At 70.7% G+C, this 18,356-nt stretch carries 14 protein-coding genes; 10 read left to right on the top strand and 4 right to left on the bottom strand.

Annotated elements, in window-relative coordinates; translation table 11 throughout:
- The 7 genes from ITI46_RS25440 to ITI46_RS25410 all read left to right on the top strand — a co-directional run.
- Window positions 1–876 (top strand): helix-turn-helix transcriptional regulator (locus ITI46_RS25440; protein ID WP_209242164.1); only part of this gene is annotated, 876 nt, incomplete at its 5' end.
- Window positions 877–890: 14 nt separating this feature from the next.
- The gene (locus tag ITI46_RS25435; protein ID WP_209242162.1) at window positions 891–1,853 is read left to right on the top strand and encodes a helix-turn-helix transcriptional regulator; all 963 of its coding nucleotides are present in this window, start codon (window positions 891–893) and stop codon (window positions 1,851–1,853) included.
- A 214-nt stretch (window positions 1,854–2,067) separates the two neighbouring features.
- Window positions 2,068–2,298 carry a hypothetical protein gene (locus tag ITI46_RS25430; RefSeq protein ID WP_209242160.1) on the top strand — a complete coding sequence of 77 codons (231 nt, stop codon included), beginning with the start codon at window positions 2,068–2,070 and terminating at the stop codon, window positions 2,296–2,298.
- A gap of 218 nt (window positions 2,299–2,516) precedes the next feature.
- Window positions 2,517–2,801 carry a Sec-independent protein translocase subunit TatA gene (tatA, locus tag ITI46_RS25425; protein ID WP_209242158.1) on the top strand — a complete coding sequence of 95 codons (285 nt, stop codon included), beginning with the start codon at window positions 2,517–2,519 and terminating at the stop codon, window positions 2,799–2,801.
- A 107-nt stretch (window positions 2,802–2,908) separates the two neighbouring features.
- A complete protein-coding gene (tatC, locus tag ITI46_RS25420; protein WP_209242157.1) occupies window positions 2,909–3,886 on the top strand; it encodes a twin-arginine translocase subunit TatC in 978 nt (325 codons plus the stop codon).
- 126 nt (window positions 3,887–4,012) lie between these two features.
- The gene (locus tag ITI46_RS25415; RefSeq protein ID WP_209242155.1) at window positions 4,013–6,829 is read left to right on the top strand and encodes a DEAD/DEAH box helicase; all 2,817 of its coding nucleotides are present in this window, start codon (window positions 4,013–4,015) and stop codon (window positions 6,827–6,829) included.
- 233 nt (window positions 6,830–7,062) lie between these two features.
- Complete coding sequence (locus ITI46_RS25410; RefSeq protein WP_209242153.1) at window positions 7,063–8,220, top strand: phosphatidylinositol-specific phospholipase C1-like protein; 1,158 nt, start codon at window positions 7,063–7,065, stop codon at window positions 8,218–8,220.
- Window positions 8,221–8,300: 80 nt separating this feature from the next.
- Here ITI46_RS25410 and ITI46_RS25405 read toward each other — a convergent pair whose 3' ends face one another.
- Together ITI46_RS25405 and ITI46_RS25400 are read right to left on the bottom strand one after the other, a co-directional pair.
- A complete protein-coding gene (locus tag ITI46_RS25405; protein WP_209242151.1) occupies window positions 8,301–9,158 on the bottom strand; it encodes a siderophore-interacting protein in 858 nt (285 codons plus the stop codon).
- 75 nt (window positions 9,159–9,233) lie between these two features.
- Window positions 9,234–10,139: a 5'-3' exonuclease gene (locus ITI46_RS25400; RefSeq protein ID WP_209242168.1), complete on the bottom strand. Its 906-nt coding sequence runs from the start codon at window positions 10,137–10,139 to the stop codon at window positions 9,234–9,236.
- Window positions 10,140–10,492: 353 nt separating this feature from the next.
- Between ITI46_RS25400 and ITI46_RS25395 the strand changes: the two genes are divergently transcribed.
- From ITI46_RS25395 to ITI46_RS25385, 3 genes are all read left to right on the top strand, one after another.
- Window positions 10,493–11,587 carry a quaternary amine ABC transporter ATP-binding protein gene (locus tag ITI46_RS25395; protein WP_209242149.1) on the top strand — a complete coding sequence of 365 codons (1,095 nt, stop codon included), beginning with the start codon at window positions 10,493–10,495 and terminating at the stop codon, window positions 11,585–11,587.
- Window positions 11,580–14,192, top strand: coding sequence for an ABC transporter permease/substrate binding protein (locus tag ITI46_RS25390; protein ID WP_209242147.1), 2,613 nt, complete (start codon window positions 11,580–11,582; stop codon window positions 14,190–14,192). The genes ITI46_RS25395 and ITI46_RS25390 overlap by 8 nt, the downstream gene beginning before the upstream one ends.
- A 326-nt stretch (window positions 14,193–14,518) precedes the next feature.
- Complete coding sequence (locus ITI46_RS25385; RefSeq protein WP_209242145.1) at window positions 14,519–16,105, top strand: TROVE domain-containing protein; 1,587 nt, start codon at window positions 14,519–14,521, stop codon at window positions 16,103–16,105.
- A gap of 57 nt (window positions 16,106–16,162) precedes the next feature.
- Here the strand turns inward: ITI46_RS25385 and ITI46_RS25380 are convergent, their stop codons facing one another.
- Window positions 16,163–17,122 carry a TIGR03557 family F420-dependent LLM class oxidoreductase gene (locus ITI46_RS25380; RefSeq protein WP_209242143.1) on the bottom strand — a complete coding sequence of 320 codons (960 nt, stop codon included), beginning with the start codon at window positions 17,120–17,122 and terminating at the stop codon, window positions 16,163–16,165.
- A gap of 127 nt (window positions 17,123–17,249) precedes the next feature.
- Window positions 17,250–18,326: a TDT family transporter gene (locus ITI46_RS25375; RefSeq protein ID WP_209242166.1), complete on the bottom strand. Its 1,077-nt coding sequence runs from the start codon at window positions 18,324–18,326 to the stop codon at window positions 17,250–17,252.
- Window positions 18,327–18,356 lie beyond the last annotated feature (30 nt).

The following is an 18,356-nucleotide window of genomic DNA, read 5'->3' as shown; positions in this document are numbered from 1 at the left end:
GGCCGGGGGGCCGGGCCGGCGGGGACCGAGGAGTCCTTCAGCCGGATGTTCGAGCGCGACAAGGACGATCTGCGTGAGCTGGGGCTCGTCATCGACACCGTCGACAATCTGGACGGGGAGACCGGCTACGTCGCCCGCCGCGACAGCAACCGCCTCCCGCCCATCACGCTGGACGCCGCCGAGGCCACAGCCCTCGGGCTCGCGGCCAGGGTCTGGCAGCAGGCCCGGCTCGCCGCGGCGGCCAGTGGTGCGCTGCAGAAGCTGCACGCGGCCGGCGGTATGCCGCCGGGGGCGATTCCGGAACAGAGCGGGGAGCGGCAGCTCAGCACATTGGAGCCGCATATCCCGGCGCGGGAGGCCGCGTTCGAGCCTCTGATGCTGGCCTGCCGCGACCGCCGCCCCGTCGTCTTCGACTACCGCAAGTCCAACGCGGCCCGCTCCGAGCGGCGCCATGTCGAGCCGTGGACGCTGGAGTGCTGGCGCGGGCACTGGTATCTGGCGGGCTGGGACCGGGAGCGGCAGGCCGAACGGGTCTTCCGGCTCTCCCGGATCACCGGTCCGGTCCGCTCCCGTGCCGCCGCCTTCACCGCGCCCGTACCCGATCAGGTGACGGTACGCGAGACCGTGGAGCGCTGGGCCGGCGAGGGCGCCACCGAGACGGCGCGGATCAGGCTGCGCGCCGGTGCGGGCTATCCGCTGCGGGCGCGGGCGCTGCGCACCCGGGAACTCGACGAGGGGTGGGACGAGTTGGAGATTCCGTACGGGCACGGTCTGGACGCCTGGCTGGTGGAGTTCGGGCCCGACGTCGTCGTGCTGGAGCCCGCCGAGCTGCGCGCCGATGTGATCGACCGGCTGCGTGCCGTGGCAAAGGGCTGAGGGAGGAGCGGCACATGGCGGTGAACGCCATCGACCAGACCCGCAGGATGCTCTCGCTGGTCACCTATCTCAAGGACCGGCCGGGGGCCAGGGTCGAGGAGGTCGCGCGCGCCTTCGGGATCTCCGACGACGAGCTGATCTCCGATCTGAACGTGCTGCCGATGTGCGGCACCAGCTTCCGCGGCGGCGATCTGCTGGAGATCGACACCGACGGTGAACGCATCTGGTGGCGCAACTCCGAGGCCCTGGGCAGCGATACGGCACAGCCGCTGCGGCTGGCCGCCGACGAGGCGACGGCGCTGCTGGTCGCGGCCCGCGCGGTGGCCACCCTGCCGGGGCTGCGGGAGAGCGACCGGGACGCGCTGCAGCGCGCCGTGGCCAAGCTGGAGACGGCGGCGGGCGAGAGCGCGGGCGCCAGCTCGCGGCTGTCGGTCACCTTCGAGTCGGAGGGCGGTGTGTTCGCCGATGTGGACCGGGCCATCGCGGAGCGCCGCCGGCTGTGGATCCGCTACTACTCACCGGCCAGGGACGAGCTGACCGAGCGCGAGGTGGACCCGATCCGGCTGTTCGCGGTCGGCCACACCTACGTCGAGGCGTGGTGCCGGCTCTCGGAGGCGCGGCGCACCTTCCGGCTGGACCGGGTGGCCGAGATCAAGCTGCTGGACGAGCGCTCCGACCCGCCGCCGATAGAGCCGCGCGATCTGAGCGCCGGGCTGGTGCAGCCCGCGGCCACCGATCCGGAGGTCGTGGTCGAGGTCGGCCCTGGCGGGCGCTGGGTCGCCGAGTACTACCCGCACGACAGCGCCGAGGAGCTGCCCGACGGTGGCCTGCGCATCACGCTGCGTACCCCGGACCCGGCCTCGCTACGCCGGCTGGCACTCCGGCTCGGCCCTGACGGCCGCATCACTGCGCCGAAGGAGCTCGCCGAGAGTGCACGGGATGCGGCGCGGAAGGCTTTGGCGGCGTACGAAGCGTAGGGGCACCCGGCATGGGGGGCTGCGCTTGCCCACCCTGCGCCCTGGGGGCACCTCCCGGACGGAGTCTGGGGGAGCAGACTGCCCAAGCTTGCGGGTAGCAATTCAGGGGCGCGGGGAACTGCGCGACCAGTCACAGACGACCCGCAGTCCGCAAACAACAACAAGGGGCACCCCGTTACCGGCGCAGAGAAGAGGCCCGCACTAGGCTGCCCGCATGCTCTGGCCGATGTTCTTCCTGGCGCTCGCCTTCTGCGGACTCACCGTACTCGGAGTGCTCGCCGTACGCGTCGGACTGGAAGTCCGCCGCTTCTCGCGGGCGGTCGGCGACAGCTCCGAGCGGATCACCCGGGCCGCCGAGAACCTGGAGCGGGCGGCGGTGCCGCTGGCCGCGCGTACCGGCGGGGCGACGGATTCCGGGGGAACGCAAGGCCCGAACGAGACATAACCGACCCACGGCCGGTCTCCAGCTGCGGAGCCGGGAGCGGTAGGCTGCCAGGTGCCGCGTCGAGGCGCGCCGGAGCATGCCATCGGGGGGATGCACGGGGATTGCCCGGTGTTCACTCCACAGGGTTACGATCGATGTCGGCACGTCAGCACGATGCAGCCAGTCCGATTCATCCGGCAGGCACGGAACACGCCGCCCCGGCGAGAAGGTAGTGGCACATGATCGCAGGTTTGAGGCCCATGGAGATCGTTCTGATTCTCCTCGTCATCCTGCTGCTGTTCGGCGCCAAGAAGCTCCCGGACATGGCCCGTTCGCTCGGCAAGTCGGCCCGCATCCTCAAGAGCGAAGCCAAGCAGATGAAGAAGGAGAGCGGCTCCGACACCGAGGCGGACAAGTCCGGTGAGGCACAGCAGTCCGCGCCGAAGACGATTCAGGCCGCTCCCGGTGACGTCTCGACCTCGCGTCCCGTCACCGAGCCGGCGGACCAGCCCAAGCAGAGCTGAGCGACGGCCCGGCCACGTGCGCCGGCCGCGCCCGCCGTCCGCTCCGTGGCACGGCCGCGGGGTGGTGGAGCCAGCCGTATCCGACACTTCGAGACTGAGGACGAGGGTTGCTCAAGTCCGCCCGGAAGCAGGGTAAACAGCAGAAGGACCCCGAGGGGCGGATGCCTCTCGCGGACCATCTGCGGGAGTTGCGCAACCGCTTGATGAAGTCGGTGCTGGCGATCCTCGTCGTCACCATCGTGGCGATGATCTACTACAAGCAGATCGCCGACTTCCTGATGCACCCGGTGCGGGAGTCGGTCGGCTGCTCCAAGGGCTTCGGTGAGGCCGCCTCGGAGGGCGAGACCTGCGCCGAGATCACCATCAACGGGCTGATCGCACCGTTCACGATCATGCTGAAGGTGGCGCTGACCACCGGCGTCGTCGTCGCCTCCCCGATCTGGCTGTACCAGCTGTGGGGCTTCCTCGCCCCCGGCCTGCACAAGCACGAGAAGCGGTATGCGCGCTCGTTCGTCGGCGCCGGCGTTCCGCTGTTCCTCGCGGGTGCCTTCCTGGCCTACGTGCTGCTGCCGAAGGCCGCCAAGACGCTGTTGGACTTCTCCCCGGACGGCGCGGGCAACCTCATCCCGCTGGACGACTTCCTCGACATCGTCACCCGGCTGGTGATCGTCTTCGGTCTCGCCTTCGAGCTGCCGCTGCTGCTCGTGCTGCTCAACTTCGGCGGGGTGCTGACCGGCAAGCGGCTGCTGGGCTGGTGGCGCGGGATGGTCATCGGCATCACCGTCTTCGCCGCTGTCGCCACCCCCACCGGTGACCCGCTGACGATGTGCGCGCTGGCGGCGCCGATCGTGCTGCTGTACTTCGGCGCCGTCGGTATTTGCCTCTTCAACGACCGCCGCCGCAACCGTTCGGACCCCTACGCAGGGCTGGACGACGACGAGGCGGCGCCGCTCGAGCACACGCCCGAGGCCGTGGGTGCCACCGAGTCGCTGCCGGCGCCGCGCTCCGACGCCGAGGGCGGCCCGCAGGACGACGGCGGTGCGGGCGGCCCGCAGCGGCCGGACGGCTACGACGACGCCACCTGAGCAGCGCCAGGACGGGCGGCCCGCCCGGGTACGAGCAGTCGGCACCTCGCTGACCACCGGGTTCGCTGCGGGGGCCGGTAAAGATCGTGAGTTCTGTCAGAGGTGGCCGGTAGGCTCGTAGACACGATGACCGAGGATCTGTCCCCCGCGGAGCGGTACTCGGCGGCGCGCAAGCGTGCCGCCGAGCAGGCCACCGCTCTCGCGCCCTTCCGTGACCTGTACGACTTCGATCTGGACCCCTTCCAGATCGAGGCGTGCCAAGCCCTCGAAGCAGGAAAGGGTGTGCTGGTCGCGGCGCCGACCGGCTCAGGCAAGACCATCGTGGGCGAGTTCGCCGTCCACCTGGCCCTCACGCAGGGCCGCAAGTGCTTCTACACGACGCCCATCAAGGCGCTGTCGAACCAGAAGTTCAGCGATCTGGTCAAGCGGTACGGCTCTGCCAAGGTCGGGCTGCTGACCGGCGACAACAGCGTGAACTCCGAGGCACCCATCGTCGTGATGACGACCGAGGTGCTGCGGAACATGCTCTACGCGGGCTCGAAGTCCCTGCTGGGCCTGGGCTACGTCGTCATGGACGAGGTGCACTACCTCTCGGACCGGTTCCGGGGCGCCGTCTGGGAAGAGGTGATCATCCACCTTCCCGAGTCGGTCACCATCGTCTCGCTCTCGGCAACGGTCTCCAATGCGGAGGAGTTCGGCGACTGGCTGGACACGGTGCGTGGCGACACCCAGGTGATCGTCTCCGAGGACCGTCCGGTGCCGCTGTGGCAGCACGTGCTGGCCGGGCGCCGGATGTACGACCTGTTCGAGGAGTCCCGCGACAAGCGCGAGGTCAACCCCGATCTGGTGCGGATGGCCCGGATGGAGAACAGCCGGGTCGGCAACGGACGCGACCGGCGCAGGGGCCGCCCGCAGCGGGAGGCCGACCGCGAGCGGGAACGCCGCCAGCGCGCCCGCATCTGGACGCCCAGCCGCCCCGAGGTGATCGACCGGCTGGACTCGGAGGGGCTGCTTCCGGCCATCACGTTCATCTTCAGCCGCGCCGGCTGTGAGGCCGCCGTCCAGCAGTGCCTCTACTCGGGCCTGCGGCTCAACGACAACGCGGCCCGCGCCCGGGTCCGGGAGCTCGTCGAGGAGCGCACCGCCGACATCCCCGACAAGGACCTGCACGTCCTCGGCTACTTCGAGTGGCTGGAGGGGTTGGAGCGGGGCATCGCCGCGCACCACGCGGGGATGCTGCCCACCTTCAAGGAGGTGGTCGAGGAGCTGTTCGTCCGCGGACTGGTCAAGGCCGTCTTCGCCACCGAGACGCTGGCCCTGGGCATCAACATGCCGGCCCGCTCCGTGGTGCTGGAGAAGCTGGTCAAGTGGAACGGCGAGCAGCACGCCGACATCACCCCGGGTGAGTTCACGCAGCTCACCGGGCGCGCGGGGCGGCGCGGCATCGACATCGAGGGACACGCCGTGGTGCTGTGGCAGCGCGGCATGGACCCGGGCGCGCTCGCGGGGCTGGCCGGTGCGCGTACGTATCCGCTGCGCTCCTCGTTCAAGCCGTCGTACAACATGGCGGTCAACCTCGTCTCGCAGTTCGGCAGGCACCGCTCGCGCGAGCTGCTGGAGACGTCGTTCGCGCAGTTCCAGGCCGACCGCTCGGTGGTCGGCATCTCCCGGCAGGTGCAGAAGAACGAGGAGGGCCTGGCGGGCTACCAAGCCTCCATGACCTGCCACCTCGGGGACTTCGAGGAGTACGCGCGGCTGCGCAGGCAGCTCAAGGAGCGCGAGACGGAGCTGGCCAAGCAGGGTGCCAACCAGCGCAGGGCACAGGCCGCGGCAGCGCTGGAGCGGCTGAAGCCGGGCGATGTCATCCATGTGCCCACCGGCAAGTACGCGGGCCTGGCCCTGGTGCTGGACCCGGGCGTGAGCGGCGGACGCGGTTCCGCCTCGCACCGGGGCTACGACGGTACGACGGGGAACGAGGGCCCGCGCCCGCTGGTGCTGACGGCGCAGCGGCAGGTCAAGCGGCTGGGCCCGATCGACTTCCCGGTGCCCGTCGAGCCGCTGGAGCGGATGCGCATCCCCAAGTCGTTCAACGCGCGCAGCCCGCAGTCGCGCCGTGATCTGGCCTCGGCGCTGCGCAGCAAGGCGGGCCACTACGTTCCCGAGCGGCACCGCAGGCAGCGCTCGGCCGCCGCGGACGACCCCGAGATCGAGCGACTGCGCAAGGCCATCCGGCAGCACCCCTGCCACGGCTGCGACGAGCGCGAGGACCACGCCCGCTGGGCCGAGCGCTACCACCGGCTCAAGCGGGACACCCGCCAGCTGGAGCGGCGCATCGAGGGCCGTACGAACACCATCGCCCGTACCTTCGACCGGGTCTACGCGCTGCTGTCGGAGCTGGGCTATCTCTCGGGCGACCATGTCACCGACGACGGCCGGGTGCTGGCCAGGCTCTACGGCGAGCTGGACCTGCTGGCCTCGGAGTGCCTGCGCGAGGGCGTGTGGGAGGGGCTGCCCCCTGCCGAACTGGCCGCCTGCGTGTCCGCGTTGGTGTTCGAGGCCCGCAGCAACGACGAGGCCCTGCCGCCCAAGCTGCCCGGCGGCAGGGCGAGGGCCGCGCTCGGCGAGATGGTGCGGATCTGGGGCCGGCTGGACGCGCTGGAGGAGGAGCACCGGATCACCGCGACCGAGGGCGTCGGCCAGCGCGAGCCCGACCTGGGCTTCGCCTGGGCCGCCTACCGCTGGGCGGACGGGCACGGCCTGGACGAGGTGCTGCGCGAGGCCGATATGCCGGCCGGTGACTTCGTGCGCTGGTGCAAGCAGGTCATCGACGTCCTCGGCCAGTTGGCCGCGGCCGCGCCCGACGGCGGCACGGTGCCGAGGAACGCGCGCCGGGCGATAGACGGCATGCTGCGGGGCGTGGTGGCGTACTCCAGCGTGGGGTGAGCTCGGCAACCGGGTCGGCAACCTGGCGGGCGGTGTTGACGGCCGTCGGGCGGGGCGGGATGTTCAGGCGTGCGTCAACTGCCGGGAACCGTAAGGCCGTACGGGCCCGGCAGTGTCCTGTGTGACTCGCGCGAGCCGCGTTCGTCCCGTACTCGACAGGGGGCCAAGTGCGTACGAGCAGCAGTACCGGCAGCAGCAGAGCCAGATCCCTGATCCGCCGTTGGGTGACCGCCGTGACCGCCGTCGCCGCGGTCGCGGCGCTGTCGTCCACCGCCGCCACCGCCCAGTCCGGCACCGCAGCGGAGCGGGGCGGGCACGGTGATCCGGCCGGGAACCTCCGGCTGACCCAGCTCCAGGCGATGGCCACGCACAACAGCTACCACCGCGAGACCACCTCGCTCGCCGAGCAGAATCTGATGTCCCGGTACGACCCCAACTGGCAGACGCTGCTCTACAGTCACTCCTCGCTTCCCGTCCAGTTCGAGCGCCAGCGGGCCCGCGGTATCGAGCTCGACGTCTTCCCCGATCCCCAGGGCGGGCTGTACGCGGACCCGCTGATCCGCAAGCGCGCCGGGCTGCCCCCGCTCGACGAACCCGGGCTGCGGACGCCGGGCTTCAAAGTGCTGCACTGGGCGGACTTCGACTACCGCTCGACCTGTGTGACCCTGCGCGGCTGTCTGCGGCAGGTCAAGAAGTGGTCCGACAGCCGGCCAGGACATGTGGCCGTACCGATCCTGCTGGAGCTCAAGCAGACCGATCCGCGGCTGGAGGAGCAAGGCGGCGCCAAGAGCCCGCCGTGGGACACGGCGATGCTCGACGCGCTGGATGAGGAGATCCGTTCCGTCTTCCCCGACGACGAGACGGTCACCCCGGACGACATCCGGCGGCCCGGCCGCACGCTGGAGCAGTCCGTGCTGCGGTACGGCTGGCCCAAGGTGAGGGACACCCGGGGCCAGGTCACGTTCTTCATGGACAACGACGGCAAGGAGATCCAGGACGCCTACCGCGCCGGAGGCCGCGAGAGTCTGCAAGGCCGCGTGCTGTTCACCGACTCCGAACCGGGGCGGCCCGACGCCGCCTTCATGAAGGTGAACGACCCGACGGGCGCCAACAAGGCCGTCATCCGCGATCTGGTGCGGCGTGGGTTCTTCGTACGCACCCGGTCCGACGTGCCGCTGGAGCAGGCACGCAGCGGCGACACCGGCATGCTGCGGGACGCGCTCTCGTCCGGGGCGCAGATGGTCAGCACCGACTTCCCGGTGCCCGGGCTGGCGGCCCGCTACGGGTCGGACTACGTCGCGGAGCTGCCGGGTGACCGGAGCCGCGCCGTCCGGTGCAACCCTGTGACGGGGCCCCGGCACTGCCCATCGGGGCCGCTGGAGCCGCGCTGAGCCCGGCTGTTGCCCTCCCACGTCCAGCGCGCGGGGGAGGGCGGCAGCCCGCGCGGGCCGGCCCCACGGGTGCGGCTCTCTCAGGCGGCGGGCCGGCGCTCCTGTTCCGCCTCGACGGCGGCGTTCCACTCCTTCTTCGACGCCTGCCAGCCGTCCTCGTCCGAACCGAGCCGCCAGTAGCCGGAGATGGAGAGCTGTTCGCGCTCGATGCCGCGCTCCAGCCGCAGATGGCCGCGGAGCTCCTTCACGAAGCCGGCCTCGCCGTGTACGAAGGCGTGCACCCGCCCAGGAGGGAACTCCAGTTCGCGGACGGCTTTGACAAGGAGCTCGCCCACCGGCGCCGCGCCGCGGTGCAGCCAGCGCACCTCGGCGCCGAGCGGGGCTTCCAGCGGCTGCTCCTCCGCGGGCCCCGCGACCTCGATCAGCGCCCGTACGGGGGCGCCTGCGGGCATCCGGGCCAGGGAGGCCGCGATGGCGGGGAGGGCGCTCTCGTCGCCGGCCAGCAGGTGCCAGTCGGCCTGCGGGCTGGGCGCGTAGGCGCCGCCGGGGCCCAGGAATCTGACCTCCTCGCCGACGGTGGCGGAGCGGGCCCACGGCCCGGCAAGGCCCTCGTCGCCGTGTACGACGAAGTCGAGGGTCAGCTCCAGCGCGGCCGGGTCCCAGGCACGGACGGTGTAGGTGCGCATCGAGGGCCACTGCGAGCGCGGCAGCTCGGCGCGGATCCAGGCGATGTCGAACGGCTCCGGATAGCTGACCCCGGGCGCGGGGAACAGCAGCTTGACGTAGTGGTCGGTGTACTCACCGGCCGGGAAGCCCGCCAGGGACTCGCCGCCGAGGACGACGCGCACCATGTGCGGCGTCAGCTGCTCGGTACGGACCACGCGCGCCTGGTGGAGCTGCGGTTTGTTGCGGGCTGGACGGGCCGGGCGTTCGGGCACAGGGCCTCCCTGGACACGGAGCAACTTAGGTATACCTAAGCTAACAGACGGGGCCGGGAAAGATCAGCGCATGCGTCAGCCCGCGAGCGCCTCCAGCAGCCGTCGCAGCGAGCCGCCCAGCCCCCACCGCTCGGCCAGCTCCTCCAGCAGCTCGGGGTCGCGCGGGGTGCGGGGGAGGGTGAGGTCGGCCTCCGGGAGGGGGATGTCCCGGGCGACCCGCACCACCGTCGGTGCGACATCCAGATAGGCGGCGGCTTCCTTGAACTTCGTGCGCTGGGCCGGGGTGAGCCGGGAGACCGGGTCGGCCGCTGCGGCACGGATACCGGCCAGGTGGCCGTACTGGGCCAGCAGCTTGGCGGCCGTCTTCTCACCGATGCCGCGCACCCCGGGCAGGCCGTCGCTGGGGTCGCCCCGCAGCACGGCCAGATCCGCGTACCCGGCGCCGTCGACGCCGTATCTGGCCCGCAGTGCCGCACCGTCGTACGCGTCCAGGCTGCCGACGCCCTTGACGGGGTAGAGGACGCGGACGCCGCGTTCGTCGTCGATGAGCTGGAACAGATCGCGGTCGCCGGTGACGACGTCGACCGGGCCGGCTGCGCGGGTGGCGAGAGTGCCGATCACGTCGTCCGCCTCGTACCCCTCGGCGCCCAGCCGGGCCAGGCCGATGGCGTCCAGCACCTGCTCGATCACCGGGACCTGCGGGCCCAGGGTGTCGGGGGTCTCTTCCACGTCCGGGCCGTCCGGGATCTCCTCGGCGACGCGGTGTGCCTTGTAGGAGGGGATCAGCTCGACCCGCCACTGGGGGCGCCAGTCGGCGTCCATGCAGGCCGCCAGCGCCTGGGGGCGGTGGTCCTGGACCAGTCTGGCGATGAAGTCGAGCAGCCCGCGCACCGCGTTGACGGGGGTTCCGTCCGGGGCGCGGACGGTGTCAGGGACGCCGAAATAGGCGCGGAAGTAGAGCGAGGCGGTGTCCAGGAGCATCAGCCGGTGGCCGCCCCGGGCATGCGCCGGGCTCGCTGCGTTCGCTGTGGTGATGGTCACGGACCGATGATGCCGTACGGCACCGACACCGCACGCCTCGTGGCCCTCCGGTACCGGTGAGTGCCCCTTAGGTGCCACTTGAGTGGCTGTTGTACCCATTCGGTCGCTATGGAGGGCGTCGGTCCCGGTTCGGGGTCACGATCCAGGGGCAGGGCCGGTTCGATAATGGTTCGATGTAGGATTCATCTTTCTGGTATGCGCCGATTGCACTGCTTTCGTCGCTCCGCGGCGAGGTGCACCACGGCGAGGGAGGGGATGCCGGGGTCCTTGTTGTCGAAGTCAAGAGGGTGAATGTGTCCAGGCTGAGAGCCGAGCACCTGTACAAAGTGTTCGGGAGGCGAGCAGACCAGGCAGTAGCCCAGCTGGAAGCCGGTACGGACCGCGACGAACTGCGGGCCCAGGGCGCGACGGCCGCCGTGATCGATGCCTCCTTCGAAGTGGAGGAGGGGCACATATTCGTCGTCATGGGCCTCTCCGGTTCCGGCAAGTCCACGCTGCTGCGGATGCTCAACGGGCTTCTCGAACCCACCTCGGGGCGGGTCCTGTTCGACGGGGACGACCTGACCGCCCTCCGCCCCCGCGAGCTGCGCCAGGTACGCGCGAACAAGATCAGCATGGTCTTCCAGCACTTCGCGCTCTTCCCGCACCGCAGCGTGCTGGAGAATGCCGCCTACGGCCTGGAGGTGCAGGGCGTCCCGCGCGGGGAGCGCGAGCGGCGCGCCACCGAGGCACTGGAGCTGGCCGGGCTCAAGGGTTGGGAGCGGTCCTGGCCCGACGAGCTGTCCGGCGGCATGCAGCAGCGGGTGGGCCTGGCCCGCGCCCTGGCCACCGACGCCGACCTGCTCTTGATGGACGAGTCCTTCAGCGCGCTGGACCCGCTGATCCGCCGCGACATGCAGGACCAGCTGCTGCAGCTGCAGAAGTCCCTGCGCAAGACCATCGTCTTCATCACCCACGATCTGAACGAGGCCATGCGGCTCGGCGACCGTATCGCGGTGATGCGGGACGGCCGGATCGTGCAGACCGGCACCGCCGAGGACATCCTCCTGCGGCCCGCCACCGACTACGTCGCCTCCTTCATCCAGGACGTGGACCGCTCCCGGGTGCTGACCGCCGGGGCGATCATGCGGGACGGGAAGGTTGACGCCGCGGCGCTCACCGACGGCGACGGCCGGGCGCGTCCCGCCACCGTCACCACCGAGACCCCGCTGGCCGAGCTGTTCACCCCGTTCGCCACCAGCGGGCACGCACTGGTGGTCACCGACGGGTCGGGCACCCCGGTGGGCGTCGTGGACCGGGAACGGCTGCTCGCCGCACTGGCCGAGGAACCCCGGGTCGAGTCGTACGCGCAGGGCGGTACGGGGAGCGGGGTGTGCGCACGTGCCTGAGTTCCATCCCGGCAACTGGGCCGAGACCGCCGTCAACTGGCTGCAGACGAACCTCAGCTGGCTGTTCGACCTCATCAACACGGTGCTGACCGGGCTCTACGACGGGATCAACATGGTCCTGGGCGGCGCCGAGCCGCTGCTGCTGGCCGGGATCTTCGCCGTCATCGCGTTCTGGCTGCGCGGCCTGATCGCGGGCGTGGTGGCCTTCGTCGGCTTCGTGCTGATCGACTCCTTCGGGCTGTGGGGCGACGCGATGTCCACGTTGTCGCTCGTGCTGGCCGCCGCCGTCATCACCATCTTCTTCGCCGTGCCCACCGGCATCTTGGCGGCCCGTACGAAGGCCGTCAGCGCTGCCGTGCGCCCGGTGCTCGACGTGATGCAGACGATGCCGGCGTTCGTCTACCTCATCCCCGGCGTGATGTTCTTCTCCGTCGGTACCACTCCCGGCCTGCTGGCCACGATCATCTTCTCGATGCCGCCCGGCGTGCGGATGACCGAGCTGGGCATCCGGCAGGTCGACACCGAGCTGGTGGAGGCGGCCGACGCATTCGGCACCAGCCCCCGGCAGACCCTCGCCCGGGTGCAGTTCCCGCTGGCGCTGCCGACGATCATGGCCGGTATCAACCAGGTCATCATGCTCGCGCTGTCGATGGTCGTCATCGCCGGTATGGCCGGTGCGCCGGGCCTCGGCGAGCGGGTCTACGCGGCCGTCACCCAGGTTCAGATCGGGCTGGGCGTCGAGTCCGGCATCGCTGTCGTCATCCTCGCCATGTATCTGGACCGGATGACGGGAGCGCTGAACGTACATGTCTCGCCGCTCGGCCGCCGCGCCGCGGCCAAGGCTGCCGCCATGATGGGCCGGATGCAGTTCGTCCGCTACAAGCCGGGCACGGTTGTCGCACTCTCCGGGGTGCTGGCCCTGACGCTGGCCGCGGGCGGGATGAACATGATCAGCTCCGGCTCCGGCGAACAGGCCCAGGGCGGCACGAACGTCGGCAAGGGCAAGCAGCTCAAGATGGGCTACATCCCCTGGGACGAGGGCATCGCCACCTCCTACCTGTGGAAGGAGGCGCTGGAGGAGCGCGGCTACAAGCCCGGCCTCACGCAGCTCGACCCGGGCCCGCTCTACACCTCCCTCTCCCAGGGCCGGACCGACTTCCAGACGGACGCCTGGCTGCCCACCACGCACCAGCAGTACTGGGACAAGTACGGCTCCAAGATGGAGAAGCTGGGTGCCTGGTACGGGCCCACCTCGCTGGAGCTGTCCGTGCCGTCCTACGTCAAGGGCGTCAACTCGCTGGACGACCTCAAGGGCAAGGGGAAGAAGTTCCACGGCAAGATCATCGGCATCGAGTCCAGCGCCGGTGAGATGAAGATCCTCAAGGACAAGGTCCTCAAGGCCTACGGCCTGCAGGGCGAGTACAAGGTCGTCTCCTCCAGCACCTCCTCGATGCTGTCGGAGCTGAAGCGCTCCATCCAGCAGAAGGAGCCGGTCGTCGTCACCCTCTGGTCGCCGCACTGGGCGTACAACAAGTACGGCCTGACCAAGCTCAAGGACCCCAAGGGGGCCTTCGGCAAGGGCGAGAAGCTCTACAACGTCGCCCGGAAGGGCTTCGCCGAGGACGAGCCGACCGTGGCGCACTGGCTGAGGAACTTCCATCTGTCGGAGAAGCAGCTCACCTCTCTGGAGGCCAAGATCCAGGGGGCGCCGAAGGGCCAGGAGCAGCAGGGCGTCAAGCAGTGGCTGAAGGCGCACCCCGGCTTCCTGGACAAGATGGCGCCGGTGCCCGGCCAGAAGAAGCACGGCAACGACGCGGGCAAATCGGTGAGCATGGCCTACTTCCCCTGGGACGAGGCCATCGCGACGACCTACCTGTGGGACAACATCCTGGAGGACCGCGGCTACAAGCCGAAGGTCGAACAGCTCGACCCCGGCCCGCTGTTCACCGCCATGTCCCAGGGCCAGGTCGACTTCCAGACGGACGCCTGGCTGCCGACGACGCACGAGCAGTACTGGCGCAAGTACAAGGACAGACTCACCGACGTGGGCTCCTGGTACGGGCCCACCTCGCTGGAGCTGTCCGTGCCGTCCTACGTCAAGGGCGTCAACTCGCTGGACGACCTCAAGGGCAAGAGCAAGCTGTTCGGCGGAAAGATCACCGGCATCGAGTCCAGCGCGGGCGAGATGAAGATCCTCAAACAGGTCCTCGAGGACTACGGGCTGGACAAGGAGTACAAGGTCGTCTCCTCCAGCACCTCGTCCATGCTCTCCGCGGTGGACAAGTCGGTGAAGCAGCACAAGCCGGTCCTGGCCACCACCTGGTCGCCGCACTGGGTCTACAACAAGTACCCGATGAAGAAGCTCGAGGACCCCAAGGGCGCCTGGGGCAAGGGCGACCACATCCATGTGACCGCCAAGAAGGGCTTCAAGAAGGACTTCCCCGAGCTGTACGGCTGGCTGAGGAACTTCAAGATGTCCGAGAAGGACCTCGGCTCCCTCGAAGCCGCCATCCAGAAGGGCGGCAAGGGCAAGGAGAAGGAGTCCGCACGCAAGTGGCTGGACGCCCACCCGGGCCTGGAGGACAAGCTGGCACCGGTCAAGTGACCGCGGAAATTCATGTGACGCGCCGCCGGGCACGGCCTACCGTCGTAGACGTGAACGAACGCACCTCCCGGTGCGCAGACGGCGGTTACTTCTTTGGTGGAACAGGTTCGAATCCTGAAACCCGCCGTCGCATCGATCTCGGGAGGCGTGCTCGGCGCACACCGGAGCGCCCGGTGCGTGGACGACGGTTACTTCACTTCCTTGAATCGGCCCGTCGTCCGACCCCAGTTCTCGGGCGTTTCCGGAATGCCGCACGCCCGCTTTTCCCGAGGCGCATGCCGTTCCACTCACTCAGAAAGGCAATTCGGGGGAAATTCGGGGGAATCATGAGCAAGTTCAACCGGCAGCACACGCATGCGCGCAACGCGCTCACCGTCACCCACGAGGGCGGCAAGGCATATGTGCGGGACGCCAAGTCCGAGCTCGTACTGCTCGCCGTCGTCAACATGGTCGGTGAGGACACCTTCTACGAGACGGCCGCCAACCGCGACAACCGCTACGCGGACCTGGTGCACACCGTCGCCGTCGAGGACGGGCCCTGGACGGCCCGCTTCGTGGCGTGGCTGCGGGACGAGGCGCAGATGCGCTCCGCCTCGCTGGTCGCCGCCGCACACGCGGTCTGGGCGCGGCTGGCCGAGGGCAAGCACGGCGACAACCGCGAGATCGTGGCCGCCGCCTGCCGGCGCGCCGACGAGCCGGGCGAGTTCCTGGCGTACTGGACCGCCACCTTCGGCCGCGCCGTCCCCAAGCCCGTCAAGCGCGGGCTCGGTGACGCGGTGCGCCGGCTGTACACCGAGAAGGCGCTGCTGAAGTACGACACCGACAGCCACGCCTTCCGGTTCGGCGACGTGCTGGAGCTGGTCCACGCCGCGCCCGACCCGGAAAAGCCGTGGCAGGGCGAGCTGTTCCGGCACGCGATCGACCGCAGGCACGGCCGGGACACGCAGGTTCCGGAGGCGCTGCCGACGGTGGCGGCCCGCACCGAGCTGATGGCGGTTCCCGTCGTCGACCGGCAGTTCGTGCCCACCCAGCCGGACGGTCCCGCCGTTCTCGCCCGCGCCGGTATGACGTGGGAGGCGCTGGCGGGCTGGCTCCAGGGCCCGATGGACGCGGCGGCCTGGGAGGCCGTGCTGCCCTCCATGGGGCTGATGGCGCAGCTGCGCAACCTGCGCAACTTCGACCGCGTCGGCGTCTCGGACGAGGCGGCGCAGCAGGTCATCGACCGGCTGCGGGACCCGGAGCAGATCGCCCGCTCCCGGCAGTTCCCGTACCGCTTCCTGTCCGCGTACCGTGCCGCGCCGTCGCTGCGCTGGGCGCACGCGCTGGAGCAGGCGCTCGCCGCCTCCACCGCGAACGTCCCGTCGCTGCCCGGCCGCACGCTGCTGCTGGTGGACTCCTCGGGCTCCATGCAGGGCTCGGTCTCGGCGCGCTCCACCGTCTCGCACGCGGATGTCGGCGCCCTGTTCGGCGCCACGCTCGCGCACCGAGGTGAGCAGGTGGAGATGTACGGCTTCGCCAACGGGCACTTCCGGCACGAGCTGCCCCGCGGCGGCTCGGTGCTCCCGACGATCGAGGCGTTCCGCTCCCGGCTGGGTGAGGTCGGGTACGGCACCGAGACGGTGGCGGCGCTGCGGGCGACCTACGACGGGCACGACCGGGTCGTGATCGTCTCGGACATGCAGGCGTTCCACTACCCGGGCAGCGACTCGCGCGGCGTCTCGGTCTCCGAGGCGGTGCCCGCATCCGTGCCGGTATTCGGCGTCAACACCTCCGGGTACGCGCCGTCCGCACTGGACACCTCGCGGCCCAACCGCTTCGAGATCGGCGGCTTCTCCGACAAGCTGTTCACCATGATGGCGATGCTGGCCGCTGGTGAAGAGGCCGTCGGGTGGCCGTGGGAGAGCGGCACATAGCTGTGGGGCCCCGGCAGCAGCCGGGGCCCCACTTCGCTGTCGGCGGAGGCCGGTTCGTCAGCCGTTGTGGAACGCCGGGAGCACCTCGTCCTGCCAGACGCGGAAGAACTCCTCGTGCCGGCCGCCGATCTGGTGGACGTACACCTCGTCGAACCCGGCGTCCACGTAGCGTTGCACCCGCTCGCGGTGGCGCGCCGGTTCCGGGCCGCACACCATCTGCGCGGCGACCGCGTCGCGCGGCACCAGCGAAGCGGCGGCGGCGAAGTCCCGCTGGCCGGTCAGGGTGGCGGGCAGCCGGCCCGGCAGCAGCTCGGTGGCCCACAGCCGGTGTGCCGCATCCAGCCCCTCCTCCTCGCTGGGCGCCCAGCACACCTTCATCCCGCCCTGTACCGGACGCTTTCCGCCGCCCGCCGTGCGGTAGCGCTCGACCAGTTCCGCGTCGGGTGCGGCGGTGCAGAAGGCGTCGCCGATCCGGGCCGCCAGATCGGTGGCCTTGGGGCCGAAGGCGGAGACGGAGATCGGCACGGGCTCGTCCGGCACGGTGTAGAGCCGGGCCTCGTCAACCCGGTAGAAGGTGCCGCGGAAAGTGGTGCGCTTGCCGCGGTGCAGCAGCCGGATGATCTCCACGGCCTCCTCCAGCCGCTCCAGCCGCTCCCGGGCCGGCGGCCAGTGCTGGCCCAGCACATGCTCGTTGAGCGCTTCGCCGCTGCCGACGCCGAGCGTGAACCGGCCCTCCAGCTGGACGGCGGCGGTGGCCGAGGCGTGAGCGACGACGGCCGGGTGCATCCGGAAGGTGGGGCAGGTGACGGCGGTGCCCACCGGCAGCGAGGTGGCCTGGGAGAGCGCTCCGATGACCGACCACACGAAGGGGCTGTTGCCCTGCGCGTCCGTCCATGGGTGGAAGTGGTCGGAGATCCACAGCCGCTGGAACCCCGCCTCCTCGGCCATCCGCGCCTGGCGGACCAGCTCCTTGGGCCCGAACTCCTCGCACGCAAGAAAGTATCCGATGCTGACCATGGAGGAAGAGGTACCGTTTCGCGCTTTACCGAAACGGATCGGGCAGATCCTCACCTTCCTGGCGCGGTGCGGTCCTGACCGACGGCTGCCGGTACGGCCCCCTCCTCGGCGCAACCGCCCCAGGTGCTCAGCGCGGCGCCGCGAGCAGCGTCCCGCTGAACAGCCCGCCCACGGTCCGTACGGCGGCCGTGGCCCAGGCGGCGACCAGCAGCGCGTACAGCGCCACCGCCAGCCAGCCGAAGACCACGGCTCCGGTGTGCCGCCACACCGCCGCCGCTCCGGTCACACAGGTGCCGACAGGGAAGGTGAACGCCCACCAGGTCAGGGAGAAACCCATCCCCTGTCGCGCGGCCCGCACCACCAGCGCGGCGGACAGCGCGAGCCACAGCAGCGCGAAGCCGAGCACCGGAACCCCGTACAGCACCGACAGCGCCCTGAACGAACCGGGCTCGACATCGGCGAGGTTGCCCAGCGCCGTCGTGGACTGCCCCAGCGGGCCGAGGACGAGGAAGAGCGCCGGCGTCATCGGCAGCGGCAGCGGGCCGTGGTGCAGGAGCCGCGAGAAGACCAGCGGCAGGATCAGCAGGGTCGCCAGCAGGCTCATCCCGAAGAGTGCGAGGGAACCCAGCAGCATCGTCTGTCTCGGCTGCCCCGCGGGCAGGTGCACCGCGAGGGGCGGGCCGAGCGCCGCCGAGACCATCGGCGCCACCACCGGCAGCAGCCACACCGGGCCCGCGCTGTCCGGCCGCACCTCATGCCGGGTGATCATCAGATACGGCACGGCGATGGTCGCCACCAGCCCCACCGCCGTACCGGCCGCCCACAGCCCCGCGTCGATTCCGACGGCCCCCGGCACCCGGAGCGCCAGTGCCGCGCCGCCGACGGCCAGCAGCGCCATTGCCAGACAGCCGTAGAAGGGCGCGACGGCCGGTGCCTCCACCGGGTCGAGCAACTGGGCGCGGGCCCGGTCCCGGTGGCGCAGCCAGTGCACTGCCCGGGCCACCAGCAGCGTCACCAGCCCCGCAGCGGCCAGCGCCCATACGCCCTCCAGCACGGGGTGCGGCGGATGTACGGGCACCACGGTGCCGGCGGCGGGGACGATGGCGGTGCCCATCACCGCCGCGTACCAGTTCGGGCCCAGCGCGCGCAGCCGGGCCTGGGGCGGGGCCGGGGGCGCGACCGGACTCCCGTCCGCGTGCGGGATGAGGTTCGGGTCCGGGTTCGGGTTCGGGTC

The organism is Streptomyces oryzae (assembly GCF_017676365.1).
GTDB lineage: Bacteria > Actinomycetota > Actinomycetes > Streptomycetales > Streptomycetaceae > Streptomyces > Streptomyces oryzae.
Note: the sequence above shows the minus strand (reverse complement) of the source record. Positions and strands in the feature narration are given on the sequence as shown.